The 18,872-nt window shown below is 71.5% G+C and carries 17 protein-coding genes, 3 tRNA genes and 1 pseudogene; 10 read left to right on the top strand and 11 right to left on the bottom strand.

Features of this window, described 5'->3' with window-relative positions; genetic code table 11:
* Positions 1-53 precede the first annotated feature (53 nt).
* Positions 54-761, top strand: coding sequence for a glycosyltransferase family 2 protein (locus AB0H28_RS19715; RefSeq protein ID WP_358041833.1), 708 nt, complete (start codon positions 54-56; stop codon positions 759-761).
* 89 nt (positions 762-850) lie between these two features.
* Here the strand turns inward: AB0H28_RS19715 and AB0H28_RS19720 are convergent, their stop codons facing one another.
* Positions 851-1,699, bottom strand: coding sequence for a transketolase (locus tag AB0H28_RS19720; RefSeq protein ID WP_358041836.1), 849 nt, complete (start codon positions 1,697-1,699; stop codon positions 851-853).
* A gap of 42 nt (positions 1,700-1,741) precedes the next feature.
* Positions 1,742-2,392 carry a transketolase gene (locus tag AB0H28_RS19725; protein WP_358041899.1) on the bottom strand — a complete coding sequence of 217 codons (651 nt, stop codon included), beginning with the start codon at positions 2,390-2,392 and terminating at the stop codon, positions 1,742-1,744.
* A gap of 77 nt (positions 2,393-2,469) precedes the next feature.
* Here AB0H28_RS19725 and soxR point away from each other — a divergent pair, with 77 nt between their 5' ends.
* Complete coding sequence (gene soxR, locus AB0H28_RS19730) at positions 2,470-2,913, top strand: redox-sensitive transcriptional activator SoxR (RefSeq protein WP_358041839.1); 444 nt, start codon at positions 2,470-2,472, stop codon at positions 2,911-2,913.
* 4 nt (positions 2,914-2,917) lie between these two features.
* Here soxR and AB0H28_RS19735 read toward each other — a convergent pair whose 3' ends face one another.
* Positions 2,918-3,892, bottom strand: a complete 975-nt coding sequence (locus tag AB0H28_RS19735) for an NAD(P)H-quinone oxidoreductase (protein WP_358041842.1) — start codon at positions 3,890-3,892, stop codon at positions 2,918-2,920.
* A 72-nt stretch (positions 3,893-3,964) separates the two neighbouring features.
* Between AB0H28_RS19735 and AB0H28_RS19740 the strand changes: the two genes are divergently transcribed.
* Both AB0H28_RS19740 and AB0H28_RS19745 read left to right on the top strand, forming a co-directional pair.
* Positions 3,965-4,051, top strand: a tRNA-Ser gene (locus AB0H28_RS19740).
* Between the two features lie 69 nt (positions 4,052-4,120).
* Positions 4,121-4,654 (top strand): YbhB/YbcL family Raf kinase inhibitor-like protein, encoded by a 534-nt coding sequence (locus AB0H28_RS19745; RefSeq protein ID WP_358041845.1) that lies wholly within the window; start codon positions 4,121-4,123, stop codon positions 4,652-4,654.
* 83 nt (positions 4,655-4,737) lie between these two features.
* On the opposite strand, the gene AB0H28_RS19750 is transcribed toward AB0H28_RS19745, so the two are convergent.
* Positions 4,738-5,442: a class I SAM-dependent methyltransferase gene (locus AB0H28_RS19750; protein WP_358041848.1), complete on the bottom strand. Its 705-nt coding sequence runs from the start codon at positions 5,440-5,442 to the stop codon at positions 4,738-4,740.
* Between the two features lie 207 nt (positions 5,443-5,649).
* Here AB0H28_RS19750 and AB0H28_RS19755 point away from each other — a divergent pair, with 207 nt between their 5' ends.
* Positions 5,650-7,419 carry a hypothetical protein gene (locus AB0H28_RS19755; protein ID WP_358041851.1) on the top strand — a complete coding sequence of 590 codons (1,770 nt, stop codon included), beginning with the start codon at positions 5,650-5,652 and terminating at the stop codon, positions 7,417-7,419.
* An 8-nt stretch (positions 7,420-7,427) separates the two neighbouring features.
* Here AB0H28_RS19755 and AB0H28_RS19760 read toward each other — a convergent pair whose 3' ends face one another.
* Positions 7,428-8,210, bottom strand: coding sequence for a ferric iron reductase (locus AB0H28_RS19760; protein ID WP_358041902.1), 783 nt, complete (start codon positions 8,208-8,210; stop codon positions 7,428-7,430).
* A gap of 315 nt (positions 8,211-8,525) precedes the next feature.
* Here AB0H28_RS19760 and AB0H28_RS19765 point away from each other — a divergent pair, with 315 nt between their 5' ends.
* Positions 8,526-10,058, top strand: a complete 1,533-nt coding sequence (locus AB0H28_RS19765; protein ID WP_358041905.1) for a peptide deformylase — start codon at positions 8,526-8,528, stop codon at positions 10,056-10,058.
* 71 nt (positions 10,059-10,129) lie between these two features.
* Here the strand turns inward: AB0H28_RS19765 and AB0H28_RS19770 are convergent, their stop codons facing one another.
* Complete coding sequence (locus AB0H28_RS19770; RefSeq protein ID WP_358041854.1) at positions 10,130-11,251, bottom strand: globin domain-containing protein; 1,122 nt, start codon at positions 11,249-11,251, stop codon at positions 10,130-10,132.
* Between the two features lie 122 nt (positions 11,252-11,373).
* Between AB0H28_RS19770 and AB0H28_RS19775 the strand changes: the two genes are divergently transcribed.
* On the top strand, positions 11,374-12,147 hold the full coding sequence (locus AB0H28_RS19775; protein ID WP_358041857.1) for a CPBP family intramembrane glutamic endopeptidase: 774 nt from the start codon (positions 11,374-11,376) through the stop codon (positions 12,145-12,147).
* A gap of 91 nt (positions 12,148-12,238) precedes the next feature.
* On the opposite strand, the gene AB0H28_RS19780 is transcribed toward AB0H28_RS19775, so the two are convergent.
* Positions 12,239-12,844, bottom strand: a complete 606-nt coding sequence (locus AB0H28_RS19780; protein ID WP_358041861.1) for a hypothetical protein — start codon at positions 12,842-12,844, stop codon at positions 12,239-12,241.
* A 1,265-nt stretch (positions 12,845-14,109) separates the two neighbouring features.
* Between AB0H28_RS19780 and AB0H28_RS19785 the strand changes: the two genes are divergently transcribed.
* Together AB0H28_RS19785 and AB0H28_RS19790 are read left to right on the top strand one after the other, a co-directional pair.
* Positions 14,110-14,200 (top strand) — tRNA-Ser (locus AB0H28_RS19785).
* A gap of 36 nt (positions 14,201-14,236) precedes the next feature.
* Positions 14,237-14,309, top strand: a tRNA-Arg gene (locus tag AB0H28_RS19790).
* 270 nt (positions 14,310-14,579) lie between these two features.
* Here the strand turns inward: AB0H28_RS19790 and AB0H28_RS19795 are convergent.
* Positions 14,580-15,083: an NUDIX hydrolase gene (locus AB0H28_RS19795; protein ID WP_358041864.1), complete on the bottom strand. Its 504-nt coding sequence runs from the start codon at positions 15,081-15,083 to the stop codon at positions 14,580-14,582.
* Between the two features lie 187 nt (positions 15,084-15,270).
* On the opposite strand from AB0H28_RS19795, the gene AB0H28_RS19800 reads away from it, so the two are divergent.
* Positions 15,271-16,083 carry a class I SAM-dependent methyltransferase gene (locus tag AB0H28_RS19800; protein WP_358041867.1) on the top strand — a complete coding sequence of 271 codons (813 nt, stop codon included), beginning with the start codon at positions 15,271-15,273 and terminating at the stop codon, positions 16,081-16,083.
* 18 nt (positions 16,084-16,101) lie between these two features.
* Here AB0H28_RS19800 and AB0H28_RS19805 read toward each other — a convergent pair whose 3' ends face one another.
* From AB0H28_RS19805 to AB0H28_RS19815, 3 genes and pseudogenes are all read right to left on the bottom strand, one after another.
* Positions 16,102-16,848: a serine/threonine protein kinase gene (locus AB0H28_RS19805; RefSeq protein ID WP_358041870.1), complete on the bottom strand. Its 747-nt coding sequence runs from the start codon at positions 16,846-16,848 to the stop codon at positions 16,102-16,104.
* Positions 16,849-16,979: 131 nt separating this feature from the next.
* On the bottom strand, positions 16,980-18,371 hold the full coding sequence (locus AB0H28_RS19810; protein ID WP_358041873.1) for a UDP-glucose/GDP-mannose dehydrogenase family protein: 1,392 nt from the start codon (positions 18,369-18,371) through the stop codon (positions 16,980-16,982).
* A pseudogene (locus tag AB0H28_RS19815) lies at positions 18,368-18,872 on the bottom strand (hypothetical protein); the annotation flags it as partial. The gene AB0H28_RS19810 and the pseudogene AB0H28_RS19815, both read right to left, overlap by 4 nt.

Consider the following 18,872-nt stretch of genomic DNA (forward strand, 5'->3'; position numbering starts at 1 on the left):
GATCTGCCAGGCTACGCTATGCCCCGACCTGCCGTCGCCTCCGTGGAGAACCCGTGAAGCTCTCGATCCTCATGCCGGTCTACAACGAGGAAGACCGTGTCGCGGACGCGTTGAAGCAGGCACTGGCGGTCGACTACCCGTGCGAGATCGAGCTGGTCGTCGTGGACGACGGCAGCCGGGACGGCACGGGGGAGGTGCTGGGCCGGGTCGACGACGCCCGCCTGCGGGTGATCACCCACCAGCGCAACGCCGGCAAGGGCGCGGCCATCAAGACCGCCGTCGACAACGCCGAGGGCGAATACATGGTCATCCTCGACGCCGACCTCGAATACGACCCGCAGGACATCCCGCGCCTGATGGAGCCGGTGCTCGACGGCCGGGCCACCGTGGTCTACGGCAATCGGACCTTCGGCAGCCACAGTTCCTACAGCTTCTGGTACGTGGTGGGCAACAAGGGCGTCACGCTGGCCGCCAACGTGCTCTACAACTCCTACATCGGTGACCTGGAGACCTGCTTCAAGCTGATGCCGCTGGAGCTCTACCGATCGCTTGAGGTGCGCTCGCGGGGCTTCGGCATGGAGGCCGAGGTCACCGGCAAGCTGCTGCGCCAGCGCATCCGCCCCTACGAGGTGCCGATCAGCTACCGGGCCCGGGGCCGCGAGGAGGGCAAGAAGATCACCTGGAAGGACGGCGTCGAGGCGATCTGGATCCTGGCCCGCGAGCGCACCCGCCGCCGCCCGGTCCGTTCCGCCGCGCGCTGACCCGCCCGACCCGAGGACCCCGCACCCGGCACCGGCCGGGTCGCGGGGTCCCGTCGTCCCCGGGGTCGGGCCGGTCCCGTCGACGCCGGTCAGGCCGGCGCGAGGAAGGCGTCGACCGAACGGCGCAGCCCGGCCGCGTCCAACCCGTGCCAGCGGTCGTGATCCTCGGGGCCGCCGTAGCGGCGCAGCTCCGCCCGCCCCACACCGAGGGCCAGCAGCCGGTGCGGCCGGTCGGACAGCGCCTCGGCCACCACCCGGGTCGAGGTGCCGGCCAGGTAGGGCTCGACCAGGATCACCTCGTCGCCGGCCAGGGCGCGCAGCCCGCCGGTGTCGAACGGCCGCGGCCGGTGGGTGAACGCCACCGTCACCGGCCGGTCGGCCACCGCGTCCAGCGCCGCGTCCAGCACCGGCCCGACCGCGACCAGCAGCGGCGCGCCCGGTCCGGCGTCACGGACCACCCGCAGGTCACCCGACTGCGGGTACGCCGCCGCGTTGCTTCGGGTGGACAACCGCAGATAGGCCGGGCCGGTGCCGCGGACGACGGCGCGCAGCAGCGGGCGTACCTCGTCGGGGTGGCCCGGCACGTGCACGGTCCGGCCGTCGAGCGTGTCGAGCAGGGCCACGTCGGCCGGTGCCAGGTGGGTGCGACCGGCCGCCGCCCGGTCGTACGAGCCGCCGATGCCGACCAGCACCGCCGCGACGCCCTGATGGTCGAGGTCCAGCTTGATCTGCTCGTACGCCCGCTCGATCAGGAACGGGGCGTAGCTGTGCACGATCGGCCGCTGCCCGGTCAACGCGAGCCCGCCGGCCACCCCGATCATGAGCTGCTCCCGGATCCCGACGTTCACCACCCGTTCCGGGTACCGGGCGGCGGCCGGGGCGAACTCGGCGGCGGAGATGTCCGCCAGCACGATCGTGCTCCGGGGGTCGGCCAGCACCTCTTCGGCGCCGGTCAGAACGCGTCCCGCATGGTCATGGCGTCACTCCCCGTCGGTGACGGCCGCGACGACGACGTGCGGCCGGTGGTGGTCGTGCCCGGTGAGGGCGCGGTGCAGGGCGTCGTGGTCGCGGCCGTCGACGGTCGCGGCGGTCCATCCGTTGACGGTGAACCGGCTCGCCGCGCCGCCCGGCCAGCCGTGCGTGGCGGAGTGGTTGTCCACCACGATCGCGGTCAGGTTGCCGAGCCGCGTCGTGCCCGCGTACGCGATCGCCTCGTGGTTGGAGCCCTCGTCGAGTTCGGCGTCGCCGAGCAGCACGTACACCCGGGGGTCGGTGCGCCCCTGGGCCCGCAGGCCGAGCGCGGTGCCCACACCCAGTCCCAGGCCGTGGCCGAGCGACCCGGAGCCGATCTCGACGCCCGGCACCAGCAGCCGGTCCGGGTGGTCGCCGAGCCGGCTCGCCGGGCCGCCCTGGTCGTCCAGCCAGTCGACCGGGATGAAGCCCCGGGCGGCGAGCAGCGCGTAGTAGCCGGCCACGGCGTGTCCCTTGGAGAGCAGGAACCGGTCCCGGTCGGGGTGGTCCACGGTCGCCGGGGTCACCCGCAGCACCCGGTCGTAGAGGACCTGGAGCACGTCGAGCGTCGAGTAAACGTTCGCGCCGAACTCGCGGCCGGCGCGCACCCGGTCGAGCAGTTCGCCGAGCGGTGGCGGGGGTCGTCGTCATGTCGATAGCCTCGAACCTCAACCGAACTTCACCTCAAGGTCCTGTGATGCACGAGGCAACCCTGACCATCGGCCAGCTCGCCGACCGCAGCGGCGTCGCCCCCTCCGCGCTGCGCTACTACGAGCGGCTCGGCCTGATCCACGCCGCCCGCACCGGCGGCAACCAACGCCGCTACGCCCGCACCGAGCTGCGCCGGGTCGCCTTCATCCGGATCTCCCAGCAGATCGGCGTGTCGCTCGACGAGATTCGGGAGGCGCTGGACTCGCTGCCCGCCGGGCGTACGCCCACCCCGGAGGACTGGGCCGCGCTCTCCCTCGCCTGGCGGGACCGGCTGGACGAGCGGATCCGGCTGCTCGGCAAGCTCCGCGACGACCTGGACGGCTGCATCGGCTGCGGCTGCCTGTCGTTGCAGCGGTGCACGCTCTACAACCCCGGCGACTCGCTGGCCGGCGAGGGACCCGGCGCGCGCCTGATGCTCCCGCGGGACTGAGGCGTCAGCGCACCAGCAGCACCTTGCCCAGGTGGTCACTGGACTCCACCAGCCGGTGTGCGTCGGCGGCGTCCGCCATCGCCACCCGGGCGTGCACGACCGGCCGGACGCGGCCGGCCTCCACCAGCGGCCACACGTGCTCGCGTACGCCCCGGGTGATCGCCGCCTTCTCGTCGACCGGGCGGGAGCGCAGCGCGGTCGCGTGCACCGAGGCCCGCTTTGCCAGCAGCGCCCCGAGATCGAGCTCGCCCTTGCGGCCACCCTGCATGCCGATCACCACGAGCCGCCCGCCGGTGGCCAGCGCTGACACGTTCCGGGGCAGGTAGGACGCGCCCATGATGTCGAGGATCACGTCCGCGCCGCGCCCGTCGGTCACCCGGCGCATCTCCTCGACGAAGTCCTGCTCCCGGTAGTCGATCGTGTGCGCGGCGCCCAGCTCGCGCAGCCGCGCGTGCTTGGCCGACCGCGCGGTGACCACCACCGTCGCGCCCAGCGCCACCCCGAGCTGGATCGCGAACGTGCCGATGCCGCTGCCGCCGCCGTGCACCAGCAGCGTGTCCCCGTCGGCCAGCCCGGCCAGGTCCACCACGTTCGACCAGACCGTGCAGGCCACCTCCGGCAACGCGGCGGCGTCGACCAGGTCCACCCCGGCCGGCACCGGCAGCAACTGCGCGGCCGGGACGGCGACCTGCTCGGCGTAGCCGCCGCCGGCCAGCAACGCGCAGACCTCCTGGCCCACCAACCAGCCGGTCACGTCCGCGCCGAGCGCGCGGACCGTCCCCGAGCACTCCAGCCCCGGGTACGCGGGCGCGCCCGGCGGCGGCGGGTAGTGGCCCTGCCGTTGCAGCAGGTCGGCCCGGTTGACCGCGCTGGCCCGCACCTCGACGACCACCTCACCGGGGCCGGGCTCGGGGTCGGGGACCTTCGTCCAGACGAGTGCCTCGGGTCCGCCGGGTTCGTCGATCGTGATCGCGCGCATGGCTCAGTCTTACCCGATCCCGGGTTCGTGGCAGACTATGCGCGGTCGGGTTCCCCCACGGGGAACGCGCCGGGAGGGTTCGCCTAGTGGCCGATGGCGCTGGTCTTGAAAACCGGTAAGGCAGCGATGTCTTCGTGGGTTCGAATCCCACACCCTCCGCCGAATTCGTCCGCTGCGGGGTATGAAGGGGAGCGCAGAACATTCGCGCACCCGGAAGGACCCGTTTCGATGACCCTGGAACGACCGATCGCCCCGGACCCGTACGAGCTGTTGCCGACCGTGCCGTCGTTCGACCTCACCAGCGACGACGTGCACAACGGCGAGCCGATGGACGCCAGGTACGCGCACGGCAGCGCCGGCGGCGAGAACGTGTCGCCGCACCTGTCCTGGTCGGGATTTCCGGCGGAGACGAAGAGCTTCGTGGTGACCTGTTTCGACCCGGACGCGCCGACCGGCAGCGGGTTCTGGCACTGGGTGCTGGTGGGCGTGCCCGCCTCGGTGACCGAGCTGCCCACCGCGGCGCGGGAGGCCGACCTCGGCGGCGCGTTCAGCATCCGTAACGACTACGGCGACACCGGCTACGGTGGCGCCGCGCCGCCGCCGGGTGACCGCCCGCACCGGTACGTCTTCGCGGTGCACGCGGTCGACGTGGAGCGCCTCGACGTGGGCAGGGAGGCGAGCCCGGCGTTCGTCGGCTTCAACCTCGCGTTCCACACCCTGGCTCGGGCGGTGATCCGCCCCACCTACCAGCTCAAGGACTGAGGTGTAAGGAGGGGCCCCTTCTTAACGCGTGGTGTTGAGAAGGGGCCCTGTCTATACCGCAGGCGTTAACAAGGGGCCCGGCCTTACACCCGGGCCACGGCGAAGACGGACTGGCCGAAGGGGGGACGGATGCGCTGCTCGGCGGCCTTGGTGACGGGCAGCACCAGGGTGTCGTAGACCTTCACCATCGGGCCCTCCTTCGGCATCAGCCGGAAGACCTTGGTGGCCATGAAGTAGCCGATCAGGCCGAGCGCGTTCGCGTAGTGGATCTTCTCGACGGTGAGCCCGGCCTCCGTCATCGCCGTGGCCAGCATCTTCTTGGTGTATCGCCGCACGTGGCCGGTGGCGATGTCCGCCGGGCCCATCGCGAACTGGAACGCCGGCACGATGATGATCACCGCGCCGCCGGGCCGGACCAGGTCGCGCATGCTGCGCAGCGCGCCGACGTGGTCGTCGATGTGCTCCAGCACGTTGTAGGACACGGCGGCGCTGTAGTCGCCCCGCTCGGTGTGCGGCAGCAGCATCTGCCGGACCTCGACGCCGGGGTGCTCGGCCAGCCGCTCCTTGAGCTTGACCAGCCGGTCGGGGTCGGCCTCGGTGGCGGTGATCCGGGGGAGCTGCTCGGCCCACTCGACGGCGTAGTCGCCGAGACCACTGCCGATCTCGATGGGGTTGTCACCGAGGTGAGGCAGGGCCAGCTCGACGAACCACCGTCGATGGTTGACGGCGGTGGCCAGGCCTTCGAGCACCTCCGCCTGGACGCGCTGATCCCCGGTGATTTCTGCCATGCGTCGATTCCTCACGAGATTACTGACCCGCGCCTGGACCGTCAGAGTCAACCATCTGGATGGCTGGGGGGAAAATCGGGACACCGGAGTGGCCGAATTGCGGTCGGGTGGGGCACGTGATCGGCGGTCGGCGAACTCGGCACATAGTACGCGAGTCTCTGAAAAATGTCACGGGCCCGTCATACTTTGACTACGCTATGAAATGTCATGACTACTCCACAACCGGACGTGGACCCGCGTCGAGGGCGGTGGCTCGACGCTCTCGCCGTGCTCAGCTTTGTGCTGTTGGCGCTCTGGGTGACCGCCCGGCTGTGGGTCGACCCGGCAAACGGCATACGGGACAATCGCACTGATCAGGCGCAATTCGAATGGATGATGGCGCACGGTGCGCGCGTCGTCACGGGATTTGCCTATCCGTTCACTTCGGATCGGATGAACGTGCCCGACGTCGTCAATTTGATGGCGAACACCTCCGTATTATCCATTTCGCTCCCGCTGGCGCCGGTGACGGTCTGGTGCGGGCCGCGCTGGTCGTTCCTCATCTTCCTCACGTTCGGCCTCGCCGCCACCGGAGCCGCCTGGTATTTCCTGCTCTCCCGCGTCGTGGTCGGCGCCCGCGGGCCGGCCTGGCTGGGCGCCGGCTTCTGCGCGTTCGCGCCGGCCATGGTGTCGCACGCGAACGCCCACCCCAACATCGTCAGCCAGTTCGTGGTGCCGCTGATCATCTGGCGGACGCTGCGGCTGGCACAGCCCGGCCGCTGGTTGCGCAACGGGCTGCTGCTCGGCCTGGTGATCGTCTGGCAGGCCTTCCTCAACCTGGAGATCCTGCTGATGACCGCCATCGGCCTGGGCGTGGTGGTGCTGGCGCTCGCGCTCGGCCGGCCGGCGTCACGCACGGCGGCCCGACCGTTCGCCGCGGGGCTCGGCGTGGCCGCACTGGTGGCCGGGGCGCTGCTCGCCTACCCGCTCCACGTGCAGTTCGCCGGCCCCGGCGCCTACTCCGGGCTCTCCCCGCTGATCCGGGGCTACTCCACCGACCTCGCCGCCTACCTGGCGTGGTCCCGGGAGTCGGTGGCCGGCGACGCCCGGGGCAGCGAGCCGCTGGTCAAGAACGCCACCGAGGAGAACGCCTTCTTCGGCTGGCCGCTCCTGGTGCTGGTGGCCGCGCTGGTCTGGTGGCTGCGCCGCAACGCGGTGGTGCTCGGGCTGGCCGCGGTCGCGGTGGTGTTCGGCCTCTTCTCGCTCGGCCGGGAGATCCGGTTCGACGGGCGGGACACCGGCGTCCCCGGTCCGTGGGCCGCGCTGGAGAACCTGCCGGTCCTGCACTCGGTGGTGCCGACCCGCTGGTCGCTCGCGCTCACCCCGATCATCGGCGTGCTGCTGGCGCTCGGCGCCGACCGGGCGCGGCGGCTGGCGGGCCGGCACCCGGCGGCCCGGGGGCAGATCCGGTTCGCGACCGGCACCGTGCTCGCGATGGCGCTGCTGCCGATCCTGCCCACCCCGCTGCCGGCAACCCGGCTGGACCCGACTCCGGTGTTCGTCAGCTCCGGGGCGTGGCGGCCGTACGTGGCGGGCGGGCGGAGCGTGGTCACGCTCCCGCTGCCCGACACCACGTACGCGGTCCCGCTGCGCTGGTCCGCCGAGACCCGGCTGGACATGCCGCTGGCCCGGGGTTACTTCCTCTATCCGGACACCCGGCCGGGCGCCGGCCGGATCGCGCTGTTCACCGCGCCGCCGCGCCCCACCAGCACGTTCTTCGAGACGGTGCGCCGGACCGACGCGGTTCCACCGATCACCCCGCAGGACCGGGTGGCCGTCGTCGACGACCTGCGCCACTGGCGCGCCGGCGTGGTGATCCTCGACCCCCGGCTGCGGCCGGCCGCGTCGCTGCGCCGGGCGATGACCGAGCTGACCGGGATCACCCCGACCCGCGTCGGCGGGGTCTGGCTGTGGGACGTCCGCCCGCTGGTCGACTGACGCCGCGGTCAGTCCTGGCGGACGCAGCAGCCCTGGCAGACCTTCGGCCGGGGCAGCGTGAAGGCGAGGCAGCAGGTGCGTCGCTGCACGGTCGGCTCACCGGTCGGCCCGGGCACCAGCTCGACCAGGTCGGTCAGGTCGAGTGCGTCGAGCAGGGTGCCGACGGTCGCGGTGGTCGGGCCGGGCAGCGCGTCCGCCGCGCGCAGGATGCCGTGCGCGATGCCGGAGGCCACCGAGCCGAGCAGGGTACGGGTGCCGATCCGGACCTCACGCTGAATGGCGACGATCAGCGGGGCGAAGTGGGCGTCGAGCAGCGTCGCGCGCAGTGCGCCGAGCAGCGCCGCCTCGTCGGCGACCACCCGGACGCCGGGCGCGCCGGCCAGCGCCAGCGGGTCGCCGGGCAGCACGGCCACACCGGTGGAGGGGCGTAGGCCCAGGGTGAGCAGCTGGTGGTGGTCCTCGAAGTGCACCAGCACGTTCGTGGGGTCCAGCAGCGGCACCCGCCGCGCCGAGGCCCAGCCGAGCACGGCCGGCAGCGCGGTCCAGTAGCTGTAGGACTTCCAGGCGAGCGCGGCGCAGGCGTGCGGGGTGCCACCCCAGCGCCGCGCCGCGCCGGTCAGGAACTCCGGGAGCAGCGTGCCGTCGATCAGGCGGGTGGCCGGGGCCCAGCGGTCCAACTCGTCGCGGACCAGCAGGCCGGGTGCCAGGCCGGGCAGGTCGTCGGTGCCGAACATGGCGCGCAGCGTCGCGGTGACCGGGGCGAACGGGGTGGCGACGTCGCGCCCCGGCATCACCGCAGTCACCTGGCCGTCCCCTGTCTGGTCGCCCGTCGGCCGGCGCGTGCCGCCGGTCGAAGCTAAGGCTAGCCTAACCACACCCTCGGCTGAGGGGAAGTGGTGCCACGGGCTTCGAGGGGAGGTCCCGGTCACTCCGTCGCTGTCGCGTACTACCCGGCGGGGTGGGCGGAAAACGCCGCCGGAGCGCCGGCAGGCCGCGCAAGCATCGACGTGCGCCGCTGAATTGTCAAGGTGAGTGTCGAATACGAGGCAGTTTCCGTACACGTTCGGCCACGAAACGTGAAGATGGTCTTCCGCGTACGAGGGGTGCTGATGACCTCACCGATCGAGCGGGCCGCCGACTCGTTCGCGGCCGAACTCGCCCGGCACCGCACCGGCCGAGGGCTGTCCAAGAAGCAGTTGGCGACGCTGATGGGCTTCGACCCGTCCTACGTCAGCCACGTCGAAGGTCGCCGGCACCGGCCCACCGAGGACTTCGCCCGCCGGGCCGAGGCCGTCCTGGAGGCCAGCGGCGCGATCTGGCAGCGCTTCCGGGAGTACGACGAACTGCGGCACAGCCGGGCCAGCGGGACGCACCGGGACCCGCCGGTCCCCGGCCAGTGGTTGCCCCCCGGCACCGGTCTGGTGGTCGAACGCGAGGTCGCCACGCTCACCCACACCGGCGACGGCTACCACTGCGCGATCCGGCGGGAGCTCTACAACGCCGGCACCGAGCCGGTCAGCCGCTACCTGGTCCGGGTCGCCGTCGACCGCTACCCCAACGACCCGGGCCGCTCCAACCGGCACCACCGGGAGCACCCGCTCACGTTCGCCGAGCTGCAACTCGCCGCCTACCGGGACGACGGCGGCGGGCGCGAGCCGATGCACTGGCGAGCCAAGCACGACCGGGACGCGTTCAAGGAGATCTGGCTGCTCTTCGAGAACGACGAGGGCCGGTTCCCGCTCTACCCGGGCGACCGGGTCACCATCGAGTACGCGTACCGCGTCGGCCGGGACAAGTGGGGTCCCTGGTTCCAACGCGCCGTACGCCTGCCCACCCGGCACCTCGCGGTGCGCCTCGACCTGCCCGCGGACCTCGACCCGAAGGTGTGGGGCGCGGAGACCTCGCTGTCGGCGGAGGAGGGCCCGCTGCGTACCCCGATCCAGCGCTCCGTGGCCGACGACCGGGTGATCTACGACTGGGGCACCGACGACCCGCCGCTGAACGCCCGCTACCGGATGCAGTGGCGGTTCCGCAGCCCGGCGGCGGACGCCGAACCCGACACGCCACCCACCGGCGACACCCGGGTCCGCGCCAGCGACCGGATGCGCGCGGTGGGCATCGTGCAGCGCGGCGACGACGTGCTCCGGCAGCCCGCCCGCCAGTTCGACCTACCGACCCAGGAGCCACCCGCCCGGCAGGTGATCGACCGGCTCGCCGGGATGCTGGCCCGTCTCGACGAGCTGCACCCGTTCAGCAAGGGCGTCGGCCTCGCCGCGCCGCAGCTCGGCCTGGGCTGGGCCGCCGCGCTGGTCCGCCCCGCCGACCGGGCGGCCGAGCCGGTGGTGCTGCTCAACCCCCGGGTGGTCGACGCCGCCGACGAGACGGACGAGCAGTATGAGGGCTGCCTCTCCTTCTTCGACCACCGCGGCCTGGTGCCCCGGCCGCTGCGGATCGACGTGGAACACGCCCAGTGGGACGGTAGCCGGGTCATCACCTCGTTCGAGTACGCGATGGCGCGCCTGGTCGCGCACGAGATCGACCACCTGGAGGGGCGGCTCTACGTCGACCGGATGGCGGCCAATGTGCCGCTGGTGCCGGTGGAGGAATACCGCGAGACCGGCACCCCCTGGCGTTACTGACTCAGGCGGGGGCCGGGTCGCGTGCCCCAGGGGGCGGGGGCACGCGACCCGGCTCGGGGGGAGTAAGGCTTCTAGAGGGCGCCGAACGTGTCGTAGCGGATCTGGTCCGGCGGGACGTCGTCGGCGGCGAGCGCCCGCAGCGTCGCCCGGACCATGGCGGCCGACCCGGAGACATAGCAGTCGTGCGTGGTCCACGGCCCGTAGCGGGTCACCACCTCGGAGACGTCGCCGATCTCCCCGGCGAAGTCCGGGTCGTCGCTGCACGCCGGCGTCACCGACAGCCAGGGGTGGGTCGCCACCAGCTCCGCCAACCCAGGCAGCCCGTACAGCTCGCCCGGGTGACGGGCGCCGTAGAAGACGTGCACCCAGCGGGTCCGGTTGACCCGGGTCAGTTCCTCCACCAGCGCCTTGATCGGTGCCAGCCCCACCCCGCCGGCCACGCAGAGGACGTCCCGGGTGGAGTCCGGGTCCAGCGTCATCGAGCCCATCGGCGCGGCCACCCGCAGCAGGTCGCCCGGCCGGGTCCGGCGGACCAGCGCGCCGGACACCCAGCCGGCGCCCCCGTCCGGCGTACGGACGTGGAACTCCAGCACGTTCTCCTCGTTCGGGGCGTTCGCCACCGAGTAGGTCCGCCAAGTGCGGGGGAGGTGTCGGGGCACCTCCACGCTGACGTACTGGCCGGCCTGCCAGGGCAGCGGATCCGACAACGCCCGCACGGTCAGCACCGCCGTGTCGGGGCCGTGCCGCTCGTGGGTCAACACCTCGGCGTGCCAGAACGGCGGGTTCCGGTCGGCCTCCGCGCCGGCCCGCATCCGCTCGCTGATCCCCGCGTACGCGTCCCGCCACGCCTGGTCGTACTCCAGGTTCCAGCCGTCCCCGGCGACGCTGCGCAGCCCGTCCAGCAGGGCGACGCCCAGCGTCTCGTAGTGCTCCGCCGTCACCTGGTATTTCCGGTGGTCCCGGCCCAGCCCGCGCAGGTAGTCGTCGAACGTCTCCGGGTCGTCCATCGTCTGGGCGGCCGTGACGATCGCCTCCAGCAGGCGGTCGCGCTGCCCGTTCATCTGCACCGGGAAGAGCTTGCGCAGCTCCGGGTCGAGCAGGAACAGCCGGGCGTAGAAGTGGCCGCAGAGCCGGTCCCCGTGCTCCTCGACCAGGGCCCAGCTCTCCTTCAGCAGCCGCGCGACGTTCTCCACAGGGCAGGCTCCTTCTCCGGGACGGGCGGATCGGCCCCGACAGAATGTCCACGGAGCGTGTCCACCGGTCGCACACAATGTGCGACCGGCTCATCTGCCGCTGGAAGTGGTTTCATGGTCCGGTGACGGTTGACGAGCTGACCCGTCCGGTCTCCCGCCGGGTGCTGGGCACCGAGACGCTGCTCGTGCTCGGCCTCTCCCTCGGCCAGTCGGCCGTGTACGCGCTGGTCTCGCTGATCGCCAAGTTGACCGCGTCGGGCGGGCTGTCCAAGCAGACCGCCGCGCTGAACACGTCGGCCTCGGCGCGGCCCTACCTCGACCTCACCTACCAGCTACTCGGGATCGTCTTCGCGCTGCTGCCGGTGCTGCTCGCCGTACACCTGCTGGCGCGCGACCCCGGCGACCCGGCGCGGACGCTCGGGGTCGACCTCAGCCGGCCCGGCTCGGACCTGGCCCGGGGTGCCGGCCTGGCCGCGCTCATCGGGCTGCCCGGGTTGGCGCTGGTCTGGGTGGCCGCCCAGCTCGGCCTGAACGCCACGCTGGTCCCGGCCGGGCTGCCGGACCTCTGGTGGGCGGTGCCGGTGCTGATCCTCGCCGCCGTGCAGAACGCCGTGCTGGAGGAGGTGATCGTGGTCGGCTACCTGGTCACCCGGCTGCGGCAGCTCAACTGGCGGCTCGGCGCGGTGCTCGCGACGAGCGCCGTGCTGCGCGGCTCCTACCACCTCTATCAGGGCTTCGGCGCGTTCGTCGGGAACGCCGTGATGGGCGTGGTCTTCGGGCTGTTCTACCTGCGCACCCGCCGGGTGGCCCCGCTCATCGTCGCGCACACGCTGCTCGACGTGGTCGCCTTCGTCGGTTACGCGCTGCTGCCGAGATCCTGGTTCGACTGGCTCTGACCCCTCGCCGGCCTGGCGGGTGGTTCGACAGCCCGGCGAGGTGGCGGTTTCCCGGCCCGTGGAATCCGCTACCTCCCCGAACTGGCGTCGATCATGGCCGGTACCGGCCGACCGCGCGAGCCGCGACCCGCTCGGCGGCGGCCGTGCCACCGGTCACGGCCGCCAGCACCGCCGCACCCGGCAGCAGGCGCGCGGCCAGCCGCAACCCGAGCCAGCCACCCGCCTGCGCGGCGACCGGCGTGGCCAGCCGCCAGGCCGCCTCGGCCACCCGCCCCCACGGCCCGTCCGCCGGCTCGCCGGCCTCCCGGGCCGCAGCCAGCGCCGCCCGCGCCGCACCCTCGTCCGGATGCACCGACGTCAGCACCAGCAACTCCGCCGCCCGATCCGGGTGCGCCGGTTCATGGCCGTAGGCGGCGGCCACGTGCAGCACCAGGTTGGCCTGCGTCCAGAGCACCGCGGCCAGCTCGGCCGCCGGCGCGAACAGCCCGGCCCCCGCCGCCACCGCGCCGCCCGTACCGGCCATCCGGACGAACCGCCGAGTCGCCAACCGGGCCACCCCGTCGGCGTCCGCCTGCGGGTAGGCCCCGCGGACCTGCTCCACCCAGCTCCGGGCGCGCGGACCGAGCGTGTCCACCGCGGCCAGGGCCAGCAGCTCCGGCGCGAACCCCGGGTGGTCGCGCAGGCGCGGCCCCACCACCCGCCAGCCCGCCCCCGGGGTACGCGCGACAGCCGCGGCCGGACTCGCCGCACCGCCGGTCTGTGCCGGGCCGGTCTGCTCGTGCCGGTTCTGTGCGCGCCCGGTCCGTGCTGGCCCTCGCGTGTCGGACCCGCTCTGGTCGCTTCCGTTCTGGCCGTTCCCGTTCGGGTCGTTTCCGTTCGGGTCGTTTCCGTTCGGGTCGGGGCCCTCCTGTCCGGGCCCGGTCTGCTTCCGGTCGAGGAGGTGCTGGCCCGGTTGCGCGGTCGGTCGCTCGTCGGTGGCGCCGGCACGCTTCCTCGCCCTGGCGGCCCGGATCGTCGGTTGGCCGTCGGGCGCCGCGTCCGTCGAGGATTCGGGCGCAGCCCGCTTGGCGGCGCGCTTCACTGGGCTGGTCCTGGCCGCCGGGGTGGCCTTGGTGCCGCGGCGGGCCCTGGGGGCCGGTGGCGCTTCCTCCACTGCGGCGTCGGGCTCGCCCGACGCGGACGGCTCCGCCCCGGCCGGCGCGGTGAAATCGGGCGCGACGGCAGTCTTCCGAGGTGCGGCTTTCCGCACCGCCTTCTTGGCCGCCTTCTTTTCACCGGGGACGCGGCGCGGCCGCCCCTCGGCGGACGGTGCCGGCACGGTCGGCGGAGATGCCGCTGCCGCCTCGTCGGCAGGCGTTCGTCCGGTGGGTGCCTGTCCGACGGCTGCATCCTCGCGCGGTGTTATCGGCGCAGGGGCGGGCGTCGACTCGGCGCGGGCGGTTCGCGGCTCGGCCGGGGCACCGGGGTCGGTCGGGGACGGCGTGCGGACCGGGGTGCCGAGGCCGGTCGGAGTCGACGACGTGGCGCCCTGCGTACCGAGACCGGCCACGGCGGGCCCGCCGGCCGGCGTACCCGGAACGCGCGCAGACGGCTCGACGGCCGGGCGTGGGCGCGGAGCCGGCGGGGCATCGGCGGCCGGCTCCGGCGGCTGGAACAGGACGGTCGGCGCGGCCCGGCGCGCCCGCTTACGGGGCGGCGGGTCGTCGGTCGCGTCCGCCGGCGGCTCGGGAGCCGGCGGTGGGCTGAAGGCCGGTCGGGGGGAGCGGCTCCGCCGGGCCTTGGCGGCGGGCTCGCGACGGGGGGGATCGCTCGGCGGCTGCTCCTGCATATCGATGGAGCGTAGTCGCGGACGTGACCTGGCACACGGCGAAAACTGAGCGGTTCGGCGGGATGCTGGTAGTCGCTTTGCCCCCGGCGGGTGCGGGCCTGTATCCTCGGGCGCGGTGGCTTCCGGGTCACCGGGGAGACTTCGCCTAGTCTGGTCTATGGCGCCGCACTGCTAATGCGGTTGGGGTTTTAAAGCCCCTCCCGGGTTCGAATCCCGGAGTCTCCGCGCGAAAGCCGGTTGTGTAGACTGGCCGAGCACCAAGCGCCCGTAGCTCAATGGATAGAGCATCTGACTACGGATCAGAAGGTTAGGGGTTCGAGTCCCTTCGGGCGCACAAACGATCAAGGCCGTGACCTGCACGAACAGGGGTTGCGGCCTTTTTCTCTCCCATTTTCGTGGCCGGCTGTCCCATTCCCTGGGACAGTGGTGCTCTGTTGGTGCTCCTCTGTTTCGGCGGGGGTCTGTGCTGGGCAGTGTCGGAACCGTCGGTGACCGTGCGATTCGTGCCGACGAATCCGGGCGGGCCTTCGGGGGCCTGGCAGCGAGTCGGCCTGGCGGTGTGGTCTGAGGCTTCGATTCGCGAGGTTGGGCAGCGAGCGCGCTATCAGCTGGCGGGTTGGTCCTCGCGGTAGCTCCATACCTGGTTCGTGCTGGCACCGTCGAGGTAGGCGAGCACGGGCTCGATCTCAGGCCGAGTGGCTGCGGAGGACGCCAGGAGTTGCATGGCCTCGTTCAGCGGTAGCAGAACAGTGGTGATGACCTTGTCGTCTGGGTCATGGACGGAGATGTCGCCGCTCCAGTCACTGCACTCGAAGGTCAGGACGACTGTGGACGGGTACCGTGCGCTCGTCGTGTTGACGACGAAGGCCAGCGGGCCGATCGTGCCCAGCCGCAGGCCGGTCTCCTCTTGTACCTCGCGGATGAGGGCCTCGGTAAGCAGTTCACCGCGTTCGACGCCGCCGCCAGGAAGGGACCATATCTCCTGTCCGTCGCGCCGCTCCTGAACAAGCACAATGTGGTGCTCGCGGCGGAGCAGCGCGGCGACGACCTGAACGCCAGGGCCGATGACCGGCGCCAGCGCCTCATTTGGCGAATTCGTTGCGGGCATGCTCTCTCCAGGTCGCACGAGATCTGGTGTTGTACAACGGCATGGCAATACTCTCGTGGTCCAGCGTCACCCCGCTCGCCGGCTGCACCGCTGGTTCGCCCTTAAACGGCCAGTTCCCTCGGGCCGCCAGGGTGCGCTCATTCTGGGTTCGAAGGTGGGTTGATCGTGGTCGGTAGGGCGGACGGTTGTGGCTAATGACGAACTGCGGCTGCGGCGTCGGGGCAGCTTCGACGAGGATCCGGACAACTACCAAGAGGCCCGGCCGGCGTATCCGGAGCGGGTGTACCAGGTGCTCGCCGAGTCCGGTCTGCGGCCGGGGGCGCGGGTGTTGGAAATTGGACCCGGGACGGGGCAGGTGACCGGCCATCTGGTAGCGGCAGGCGCGCAAGTGGTGGCGGTGGAGTTGGGTGGCGGCTTGGCGGCCCGGCTTCGGAGGAACCTGGCCGGCCGGGATGTAATCGTTGTCGAGGGTGATTTCGCCACCGTGGGAGTTCCTGGTGGCGGATTCGACTTGGCAGTGTGCGCGACCTCGTTGCACTGGCTGGATGCTGAGGTGGCGGTGCGGCGCTTGGCTGGGTTGGTGCGGCCGGGTGGGTGGTTGGCGGTGTGGTGGACCGTCTTTGGTGACCCGGACCGCCCGTCGCCCTGGCGGATCGGGTTGGACGTGCTCTATCGGCGGTGGCTGCCCGGGCAGTTGCGGGATCCGGCGGAGGTGCCGGCACCAATGAGGGTCGCCGAGCGCTCGGCGGAGCTGGAGACAGGTGGCTGGTTTCGTCTCGTGGGGGTGGAGATGATCCGCTGGGAGCACCTGTTGACTCCGCAGGGCGCGCGTGGTCTGTGGGGGACTTTCCCGAATGTGCGTGAGCTGGACGCTGACCGACGGGAGGCGTTCCTCGGGGGTGTTGCCGAGGTCGTCGCTGGCCAACCGGGCGGTGTGGCGGTGGAGCACTACGTCACCGCGCTGTACACGGTGCGGCGGCGGCCCGACGCTGCGCCGTAGCCGCGCGGCTCCGTCGGGTTATGCCGTAGCCGCGAGGTGCCACGCACGGGCCAGCGCGGCCACGTGGCTGTAGCGATCAGCCGCCGAGGCTCGCGTCGCCCGGTCGGCGACGGCGCGTTGGGCAGCGGTCCCTCTCCAGCCGGTGGGCGAGTCGAGGAGGTGGTGCAGCGTGCGGCCGAGCGCGTAAACGGTGGTGCGTTGGTCGATGACCGCGCCGCGGACGAACTCCTCGGGCGCCATGTAGCGGCGTGACCCCGGGAGCCGGTCAGCGTCGAGGATGAACGGCCCCGGCCGGTACTCGTCGAGGTCGATCAACTGCATCTGTCGGGCGCTGAAGTCGTACAGGAAGCAGCCGTCGTAGAGGTCGACCGCGACGAACCCTGCGGCGGCGACGGTGCGGTGGGCGTCGAGGATCGCCTCGAGTGCCGCCTCAACGTCTGGAATCGCGAGCCGCTGGAACTTGGCCAGCGCCGTGCGATCCGTGCCGTCTACGGTGGCCTGGTTGAGCACCCTGCCGTATCGCCACGGGTACACCAGGGTCAGCCCGTCCGGACCAGAGAGGACCCGCTCCGGACGCACGATCGCTGGGTGCTTTACAGCGGCGTGCAACTGGGCGGCCCGGACGAGCGACACCCGGGCCGCCGGCGTGGTGGCCTTCTTGACGAACAAGCGGCGCCCCTCCGCCTCTACTCCATACGACAGGCAGCCCGAGTCCTGGGCATCGAAGGTCACGAACGCGGACGTGACAGGAGGAGGCTCGCGCACACCGTCGATCGTAGATGCGTGCGGCGACGCAGGAGAGGGCGCGGATTTCGGGTCGAGTGGTGACGACCGCTAGAGAGACTGAATCTTCGACCGTCCGATCGATGTCGCCTGGGCATCATGGACATTTCGTTCTAAGACACCGGGTTCGGGGGGATGGCGGGTGCGGTCATGGTCAGGTATCGGTAGCCGATTCCGGTGAGCCGGTCGGCGTCGAGGCAGTGTCGCCCGTCGAGGACGAGCGGTGAGCGCATGGTGGGGGCGAACTTGGCCCAGTCGAGGTCGCGGTAGTGCGACCACTCGGTGGCGACCACGATGGCGTCGGCGTCGTCGAACACGTCTTCGACGCGAGCGGCGAGGTGCTCGGCCAGGGTGGGCTGTTCGCGGCGGAAACGGCTGGCGGCGACGGGGTCGTGCAGGGTGATCCAGGCACCGCGTTGCAGGAGCAGGTTCGCGATGTCGATGGCTGGTGAGTCCCGCAGGTCGTCGGTGTCCGGTTTGAACGCGAGGCCGAGGATGCCGATCTTGCGACCCTTGATGATGTGGAGTTCGTCGAGGAGCCGGTCGACGACCTTGGTGCGCTGGCGGTGGTTGACGTCGCGGGCGGCGGTGACGATTGGCATGGCGAGGTGGTACTCGCTGGCGGTGGCGATGAGCGCTGCGGTGTCTTTGCCGAAGCAGGATCCGCCCCAGCCGATGCCGGGGTTCAGGAAGCGGGGGCCGATGCGGGCGTCGAGGCCGGTGCCGCGGGCGACTTCGCGGACGTCGGCGCCGACCTTGCCGGCGATCGCGGCGATCTCATTGATGTAGCTGATTTTGAGGGCGAGGAAGGCGTTGGCCGCGTACTTGATCAGCTCGGCCGAGGCCAGGTCGGTGGAGACCAGCGGCACGGCGCTCATGCCGGCGGGGCGGGGCAGCACGGTGGGCGGGGTGAAGGACTGGTTGAGGATGGGTCGGTAGAGCTGGTTGAGGAGGTCCAGGCTGTTCTGGTTGTCGGAGCCGATGACGATGCGGTCCGGGTAGAGGGTGTCGGCGAGCGCGGTGCCCTCGCGGAGGAACTCGGGGTTCGAGGCGACGGCGAATCGACCGTCGGGGCGGTGGCCGTGGTGACGTTCGTACGCTTCGCGCAGGATCGCGTCGACCCAGTTGCCGGAGCCGATCGGGACGGTGCTCTTGTTGACCACGACGGTGAAGTCGCCATGCAGGTGTTGGGCGACGCTTTCGGCGGCGGATCGCAGGTACTGCAGGTCGGGGTTGCCGTTGTCGAGTTGCGGCGTCTGCACGGCGATGAACACGACGTCAGCGTCGGGTACGCCGACGGCGTATTCGGTGGTGAAGGTCAGGTGGGAGGACGCCTGCTCGAGGAGCGCTTCCAGATGTGGCTCGTAGATCGGGCAGTGGCCGCCGCGAAGGGTGTCGATCTTCCGCTTGTCGAGGTCGATGCAGGTGGTGTCGTGGCCCAGGAAGGCCAGGCTGACGCTGGTGGTGAGACCGACGTAACCGGTGCCGACAACACAGACCTTCATTGAGCGTTTCCTTCAGAGCGGACGAAGTCGATCAGCATTCCAAGATGAGCCGCCTCGTCATGGAGGCCCTGCTTGACGCATCTGTCAGCGAGAGAGGTCAGGTACTGGGCGGCATTGGTCTTTTCTATGGCTGACAGGTTGCAGGCCGCCAGGTGCCTCGGCCAGTGCACGAAGTTTGTGAGGTCTGCACGGAGTCCCTCGGCGACAGCGAAGTCGATGATCTCGGCCATATGCATAAGGTTGTCGCGCTGCGGCGACACCGATAGCCAGACTTCGACATGCCGTTTGGCTGCTCTGACGTTGCTGACGAAGACGTCCCACCGTCCCCCAGTCCGGATCTTTTCGAAGACGGCGCCGACGCCATCGCAGGAAGCGCCGATCTCGACGCTGCGAAAGTGAGACAGCCTGTTCCGCCCCGGGTTAGATGGAGACATCGAAACCTGGAGGAACACCAGCGATGCCCGCACCGAAGAAGTACCCCGACGAGCTGCGTGAGCGTGC

The sequence above is a fragment of the Micromonospora sp. NPDC050980 genome (assembly GCF_040653835.1).
In the GTDB taxonomy this organism is placed as follows: domain Bacteria; phylum Actinomycetota; class Actinomycetes; order Mycobacteriales; family Micromonosporaceae; genus Micromonospora.